Raw genomic sequence first — 6,291 nt, 5'->3', positions numbered from 1 at the left:
ATCCGGGGGGGTTTATTGCGGGGCCCCCCGGCAAGCACCACTCCCACATGGAACTGTGTTCGCTGCGCGACCGCGTGGTGTCACGGGTGTGGTGATGTCGCAGATATCCATTTAGTGAATGGCCATGCTTGGCAGTGTGAGCAAAGTATCGTTGTCGCCTGGGCTGGTGCGCTAGTAATCCAGCCGCCCAAACAAATCGTCAAAAGGAATCATGACATGTTCCCGAAACGCTAGACTCGCTTGCAGCCGTTGATACCAAGCCTCCACGTGAGGGACATTGGGCCGGGCGATATCCAGATTAAAATAGCGATAGAGGTGGGTGCCCGCGGGTATGTCTGCCAACGTCAGGCGTTGCCCGGCGAGGAAGTCCTGGTCACTCAGAACTTGATTGAGTAGCTGAAAATATTGCGCACACAGCGCCACATTTCTTTCGATAGCTTTAACGTCTCGCTGGGCTTCGGGGGTTCTGTAAAATCCCCAGAACACGCCGGTCAGGAACTCGGGTTGCAGCGTTGTCTGAGACCAGTCCATCCACCGGTCGACCTGCGAGCGACGCGCCGGGTCATCACTCCAGAAATCGGGCCCGCCGTATCGTGCTGCCAGATACCTGAGAATGCTGTGGGATTCCCACACTACGGTGCCATCGCTGTCCCTGATAACAGGGACACGGCCGTGAGGGTTCATGGCCAGGAATTCGGGAGTGTCTTTGAGGCCAAAGGCGCCACCTGCCGGGATATGCTCATGAGGCAGATCCAGCTCGCCAATGAGCCACATGACTTTCTGAACATTGAACGATGAGCGTCTTCCCCAGACTTGCAGCATGCAGCCTCCTTTTGTTGGTTCGTTCGAGCCAGGTGTCGCGGGCAACTTCACAGATCGGTAGCTTACCTTGATCAAGGTGGGTTGATGCATTTCGAGGAAGGCGTCCGCCCCCGGTGCATCTGGCCCTCCGTCGTAGGAGTGGCTTTAGCCGCGAGAGGGCCAGTACATCCGCTGTATTTTCTTCGTCAGAACTATCGACCTCCCGGCTAAAGCCAGTCCTACGGATTTGCGTTTGCGGTAAAGTCTGCGCCCTGCCCGCTTCTGACTACTCAGGTTTATCGCTGTGAAATTCTCTCGACTCTACACGTTGCTCGCTCGTGTTTTTGCCCGGTTCCAAGTCAAGCGTGAGCCTGTGGTCGAGTCGCAGGTGGTTGAGGAGGCGTTACCCGATGTGCCGCCCGTTGAGCCCGTCAAACCGAAGGTCAGGAAGGCCAAACCGAAGGCAGCGCCCAAGGCTGCAGCGGAACCGAAAGCGCCAGCGTGCCCGCATTGCAAGAAAGTCATGGTGCAGAAAGTCGCACGCACCGGGGCCAATGCCGGAGGTAAATTCTGGGGGTGTGGGGATTATCCCAAGTGCCGCGGGATTCGGGCGATCTTTGCGCCGATGAAGGTTAAGTGATCTTCGTTTTAGATGGATGCGCTGAAGCAAAAGTCTCGGCAGTGCTGAGACTTTTGCTGTGCTGAAACGGGAGCGTTATTTGTGTCAGCAGCGCTGACACAAATGGTCCACTTAAATAGTGTCACCACTGGGGACACAAAGTCATAGGCTGGCAAATCCCGCTCGGTTGCTGACCCGGCAATATGTCATGGCAGATAACAGACTGATCAACAAATCCTCAATTGCCTGAATTGAAATGAAATTCGCTCCCACAGGTCCCTTTGTGCAGTGTCAGGAAGATTGTGTCAGTTACCCGTTGGGCATCGAAGTCCGCAGCCCTACCCCTCAACCCCATTACTGATAATCCAACGAATCATGTTTTTCAGCGGCACGCTGTGGTGGCGGGCCGTGCACCAGGTGTTGTTTTCGTCGCCGTAGAGTTCGACGTAGCGGCTGAGGGTTACATGGCGGCCGTCTTCGGTGAGGCGCAGTTCGATTTCGCGGCTGTGCAGTGACGCGGGATCGGGGTTTCGGGTTCTGCGGTGCAGCACCAGTGCTTCGGTTCTATTCGTCATCGGGCTCACCACTTGGGCAGGTTGAATGGGTTGGAGCGACAGCGCCCGATTTACCTTCGACCACGAAGTTGGCGCGTTTCTGGGCCACGGTGTCACGCAGGGCTACGTAGTAATCCGGTTGTTTGCGCAGTTGGTCGGTGAACGGCAACGCTTCAGCGCGACCGTCGACAATCCCGCCAACCGTGTTGATGGTGCCCAGGGTCTGCACGGTGTCGCTGTTGCTGCCCAGCGGGTCAACCACGAAGCTCAGCACTTTACCGGTCGCGTCCCGCAGGTTGCCGGTGCCGAGCAACGGCAGTTCGACGATTGGCCCGTTGGCGATGTTCCACACGCCGAAGGTCTGGCCGAAGTCTGACTTGTGGCGTTCGATGCCCATCTTGCCGGAGACATCGATCAAGCCGACGATGCCCACGGTGGTGTTGATCACAAAACGCCCAAAGGTGGCGACCGAACGCTCGCCGTTACCTTGCAGCAGGTCGTTGATGAACACCTTCGGTTCGCCGAAGTTGGCGACGAAGTTATGCACGCCAGTCTGGAAGAAGTCCGGCAGGTGGCGATAACCACGGGCGACCGGGGCAATGGCGTAGTCGTCAACCGTGCGGTTGAACGCAAAGATGCCGCGGTTGACCGGCTCCGCGGGGTCATGAAGCGTGTAACTGACGTTGTCGCAAGGACCAACCGGTGTGGAAGGCGCGCTTGCACACCCGCTGACCAGCACGACGACGAAACCGGCAAAGGTGAAGCGGGCAACAGGCGGAGCGGATTTGAGAGTGGGCATGCAAGATAATCTCGGCTAGGACTGGCGCTGATCCTGCCTGCGGTTTTTTGCCTGAAGATTTCTGTTTTATTGCCTGCCGGTCGCTTTATTACCGAGTTGAAATATATGACGTAGCGCCTGGAATGATTTTAGATAGGCGCTGCGAATCCACTCCGGCAGCGAGCCCACTGTGAGCCATTTATTACTGGTCGACGACGACGTTGAAGTCCTCGCCCTTCTGCAGAAATTCCTTGAGCAACACGGCTACAGCGTCGCCGTGGCGACCGATGGCCCGTCGCTGTGGCGGGCGCTGGAGCAGCGTTTGCCGGATCTGATCATTCTCGACGTGATGCTGCCCGGCGAAAGCGGCCTGGTGCTCTGTCAGCAATTGCGGGCCAAACACAAGATCGCAGTGATCATGCTGACGGCCATGGGCGAATTGAGTGACAGGGTCATCGGCCTGGAGTTGGGTGCCGACGATTACCTGACCAAGCCGTTCGACGCCCGGGAGTTGCTGGCGCGGGTGCGTGCGGTGCTCAGGCGTGTGGGGGAAGCGGCGACGGTGTCGACTGATTCCTCGCGCTCGATTCTGGAGTTCGCCAACTGGCAGCTGGATGTCACGCGGCGCGAGTTGCGCTCGCCGGAAAAAGTCATGATCCCGCTCTCCACCGGGGAGTTCGAATTGCTGTTGGTGTTTGCCGAACACCCGCGGCGCATCCTCACCCGTCAGCAGTTGCTGGACATGGCCCGTGGCGAAGCTTACGACGCGTTTGATCGCAGTGTGGATGTGCAGGTCAGCAGGCTGCGGCGCAAGCTGGAGGCCGATATTCACAGTGAGCCGATGATTCGCACGATCCGCAACGGCGGGTATCTGTTCAGCCCGTCCGTGGTGAAGCGATGAGTTTTATGTCGGCATTGCGCGCCAGATGGAATCGCCCCCATGACACGGTCGCACGCTGGATCGCCCTGACGACCATGCTGGCGATGCTTACGTCACTGGCGCTGAATGGCGCCTTTACGTTGTTGGCAGGTGTCTGGGCGCGACCGCCGATTCTGGAAACCGGCCTGATGGAAAAGGTCGCGATCATCGCACGCATCATCAATGCTGCGCCTTTGGATCAGCGGGCAAGCATCGCCCTCTCCGCCACTGACTCGGTGTCCAATGTTCAATGGTTGCTCCGCCATGATGACGCAAATCTACCTGCCTCCAATGATCCGGGCTTTGATGATGGTCAGCAGCTTTTGCGTGATCTGCTGGAGATGCCCAATGCAACTATCGAGGCCTACGAGCCAAGTGACTGGGACACCGGGCAGGTCGAAAGGCCCTATGCGTTGATGCTGCAATTGACGGATGGCTCTTGGGTGAAGTTTTCAGTGCCCACTCGTAAATGGGGGCTGGACCCGTTCGAGCGTAATCTGGTCGTGCTCGTTCTGGTGCTGTTGTCGACCATCGTTGTGGTGTTGATTACAACTCGCCATTTGGCCGCACCGCTTGAACGCTTTGCCGAAGGGGCCAGGCGTTTTGGTAAAGACTTCAGGGCCCCGCCGATTCCCGTGGTCGGGCCCCATGAAATCCGTCAGGCGATCCTCGCCTTCAACGCGATGCAGGCGCAGATCCAGCATTTCCTCAACGATCGCACGCAGATGCTTGCCGCCATCTCCCACGACCTGCGCGCCCCACTGACCCGCATGCGCTTGCGCGGGGAGTTCATCGAGGATACTGAGCAGCAAACCAAGCTGTTCCGGGACGTGGATGAGATGCAGACGATGGTCAATTCTGCGCTGGAGTTCTTCAGGGATGACGCACGGCTGGAACCGGCCACGGCGTTTGATCTGGCGGAGCTGCTGCTTACGGTGGTGGATGATTTCAAGGACGCGGGCGTTGAAGTGCAGTTCGTGGGGGCTAGTCGTTTTGTGTATGAAGGACGTCCGATTGGCATCAAGCGCGCGCTGGTTAATTTGATCGATAACGCTGTGAAGTACGGTCACGAGGCCAGTGTGCAGCTCGACTCTCGCTCAGGTTGGGTCGAGATTCTGGTGCAGGATCGCGGGCCGGGTATTGCCCCGGAGCTGCACGAGCAGGTGTTTGCCCCGTTCTTTCGCATCGAAGGCTCGCGCAACAAAAACACCGGCGGTGTGGGATTGGGTTTATCCGCAGCACGGGCAACGGTGCTTGAACACGGTGGAACGCTGACCTTGCGCAACCGGCGCAGTGGCGGGTTGGAAGTGAAGGTGGCGTTGCCGTTGGATTGAGGTCTCTGCAGGTGATCTGTAGGAGCTGCCGAAGGCTGCGAAAGCGGCGTGTCAGGATACATGCTTCGCAGCCTTCGGCAGCTCCTACAAAAAATGCATTTCAATTCGAGGATTGCATTCAGCTTTAGCCAGGTTGAAATTCGACATCAATCTCCCCTTAGGGCAGGATGCCAGCATCTCCCGCCGCGATCACACCGGCGCTCTCTTCGAGGACATCCGATGCGGTTTTTTAGCTGTAAGACTCTGCTGTTGGCCGCTGCATTGGCGATGGGTCTGCAAGGTGCGAATCTAGCTGCCGCGCCTCAACAAAAAGCCCCAACCCAGCAGAAAGTCTCGATGCTGGAGGGCAAATGGGTGTTCCGCTTGCCCAAGGACTACGTGAAAAGTCCGATGCCGGAGATTGACGACAAGGCCAAGGCTGCCGGGGTCACGGGTTCGCTGTACATGAACAAGGCTGCCAAGCGTGTGGTGATCGTCACCGAAACGCCGCTGGAGTCTCGCGAAACGGTGTCGAGCAACGATGACGCCACCCTGAGCGGCGTCATTGCCGCGACCATCGAACAGCAGAAAGCCAGCTACCAGAACTTCAGGCAACTGGGCGACGTGAAGAAAATGGTCCGCCGCGGACTGGGCCTTCGCCAACTGGATATTTCCGGCAGCGTCGACGGCGGCAAAGTGTTGAGCACCACCGTGACGGCTGCCTCAGGCAAGCGCATGGCAATGGTCAACGTGATTTCCCTGGAGAAAGACGCCAAGGCGCATGGGGAGCTGTTGAAAGGGATTACGGCGGGGAAGTAGCGGACCGCTATGAGACCGCTCCGCCTGCAGCAAATAGACCGCAAACTTTGTGTTCGGAAGGTCTATTTATGGACAGCTATCCATGAATCAACTTCTCCGAGCAGCCGCTGGGCGTACTCCACAGCCTCGTTCGCCATGGCCTCACTCACGGGGTCTCCCGAGTAGTCACTGAGATTGCGCAATTTCCGCAGACCATCCAGCGTAATCATGAACTGCCGATCCAGGCCAATAGTTGTAGGCAGCGTCTGAATCATTGTCATGTGATGACCGGGCTTGCTGGTCAGTGTCCGAAAACCGTTGGCTTGCAAGGCTGCATTGGCGGCTTGCATGATGGACTTGTAAGCCATGTCGAAACGCCCTTCATTGCTCATCTGCGTGAGTTGGGCATCTGCAAGACTTCGCTGGGCCGCACTTATCAGACGGTCAATGTTGGCTGAATCCTTATGAATGCTTTCGAGTGCAGTGCCTAAAAGGTTTTCCAGCGTCAT

8 protein-coding genes are annotated in these 6,291 nt (G+C 57.7%); 4 read left to right on the top strand and 4 right to left on the bottom strand.

Annotated features, from left to right (window positions below; genetic code table 11):
* Positions 1–171: 171 nt before the first annotated feature.
* Positions 172–822 carry a glutathione S-transferase family protein gene (locus H8S59_RS15340; protein ID WP_187521964.1) on the bottom strand — a complete coding sequence of 217 codons (651 nt, stop codon included), beginning with the start codon at positions 820–822 and terminating at the stop codon, positions 172–174.
* A gap of 283 nt (positions 823–1,105) precedes the next feature.
* Between H8S59_RS15340 and H8S59_RS15335 the strand changes: the two genes are divergently transcribed.
* The gene (locus H8S59_RS15335; protein WP_343073060.1) at positions 1,106–1,441 is read left to right on the top strand and encodes a topoisomerase DNA-binding C4 zinc finger domain-containing protein; all 336 of its coding nucleotides are present in this window, start codon (positions 1,106–1,108) and stop codon (positions 1,439–1,441) included.
* Between the two features lie 317 nt (positions 1,442–1,758).
* On the opposite strand, the gene H8S59_RS15330 is transcribed toward H8S59_RS15335, so the two are convergent.
* The gene (locus tag H8S59_RS15330; RefSeq protein ID WP_187521963.1) at positions 1,759–1,995 is read right to left on the bottom strand and encodes a hypothetical protein; all 237 of its coding nucleotides are present in this window, start codon (positions 1,993–1,995) and stop codon (positions 1,759–1,761) included.
* Positions 1,985–2,773, bottom strand: coding sequence for an MlaA family lipoprotein (locus H8S59_RS15325; protein WP_187521962.1), 789 nt, complete (start codon positions 2,771–2,773; stop codon positions 1,985–1,987). Before H8S59_RS15325 ends, H8S59_RS15330 begins: the two co-directional genes overlap by 11 nt.
* Positions 2,774–2,942: 169 nt before the next feature.
* Here H8S59_RS15325 and H8S59_RS15320 point away from each other — a divergent pair, with 169 nt between their 5' ends.
* The 3 genes from H8S59_RS15320 (at position 2,943) to H8S59_RS15310 (ending at position 5,803) form a co-directional block, all read left to right on the top strand.
* Positions 2,943–3,653 carry a response regulator gene (locus H8S59_RS15320; RefSeq protein ID WP_187521961.1) on the top strand — a complete coding sequence of 237 codons (711 nt, stop codon included), beginning with the start codon at positions 2,943–2,945 and terminating at the stop codon, positions 3,651–3,653.
* The gene (locus tag H8S59_RS15315; RefSeq protein WP_187521960.1) at positions 3,650–5,005 is read left to right on the top strand and encodes an ATP-binding protein; all 1,356 of its coding nucleotides are present in this window, start codon (positions 3,650–3,652) and stop codon (positions 5,003–5,005) included. The genes H8S59_RS15320 and H8S59_RS15315 overlap by 4 nt, the downstream gene beginning before the upstream one ends.
* Before the next feature lie 219 nt (positions 5,006–5,224).
* Positions 5,225–5,803 (top strand): DcrB/PsbP domain-containing protein, encoded by a 579-nt coding sequence (locus tag H8S59_RS15310; RefSeq protein WP_095095095.1) that lies wholly within the window; start codon positions 5,225–5,227, stop codon positions 5,801–5,803.
* 62 nt (positions 5,804–5,865) lie between these two features.
* Here the strand turns inward: H8S59_RS15310 and H8S59_RS15305 are convergent, their stop codons facing one another.
* Positions 5,866–6,291, bottom strand: a complete 426-nt coding sequence (locus H8S59_RS15305; RefSeq protein ID WP_187521959.1) for a HEPN domain-containing protein — start codon at positions 6,289–6,291, stop codon at positions 5,866–5,868.

This window comes from Pseudomonas folii, from assembly GCF_014357575.1.
Taxonomy (GTDB): domain Bacteria; phylum Pseudomonadota; class Gammaproteobacteria; order Pseudomonadales; family Pseudomonadaceae; genus Aquipseudomonas; species Aquipseudomonas folii.
Note: the sequence above shows the minus strand (reverse complement) of the source record. Positions and strands in the feature narration are given on the sequence as shown.

What these genes read in the sequence shown, in the direction of transcription:
- H8S59_RS15340 (WP_187521964.1), bottom strand. Translation starts at nt 822, where the DNA reads ATGCTGCAAGTCTGGGGAAGACGCTCATCGTTCAATGTTCAGAAAGTC.
- H8S59_RS15330 (WP_187521963.1), bottom strand. Translation starts at nt 1,995, where the DNA reads ATGACGAATAGAACCGAAGCACTGGTGCTGCACCGCAGAACCCGAAAC.
- H8S59_RS15325 (WP_187521962.1), bottom strand. Translation starts at nt 2,773, where the DNA reads ATGCCCACTCTCAAATCCGCTCCGCCTGTTGCCCGCTTCACCTTTGCC.
- H8S59_RS15315 (WP_187521960.1), top strand. Translation starts at nt 3,650, where the DNA reads ATGAGTTTTATGTCGGCATTGCGCGCCAGATGGAATCGCCCCCATGAC.
- H8S59_RS15310 (WP_095095095.1), top strand. Translation starts at nt 5,225, where the DNA reads ATGCGGTTTTTTAGCTGTAAGACTCTGCTGTTGGCCGCTGCATTGGCG.
- H8S59_RS15305 (WP_187521959.1), bottom strand. Translation starts at nt 6,291, where the DNA reads ATGACGCTGGAAAACCTTTTAGGCACTGCACTCGAAAGCATTCATAAG.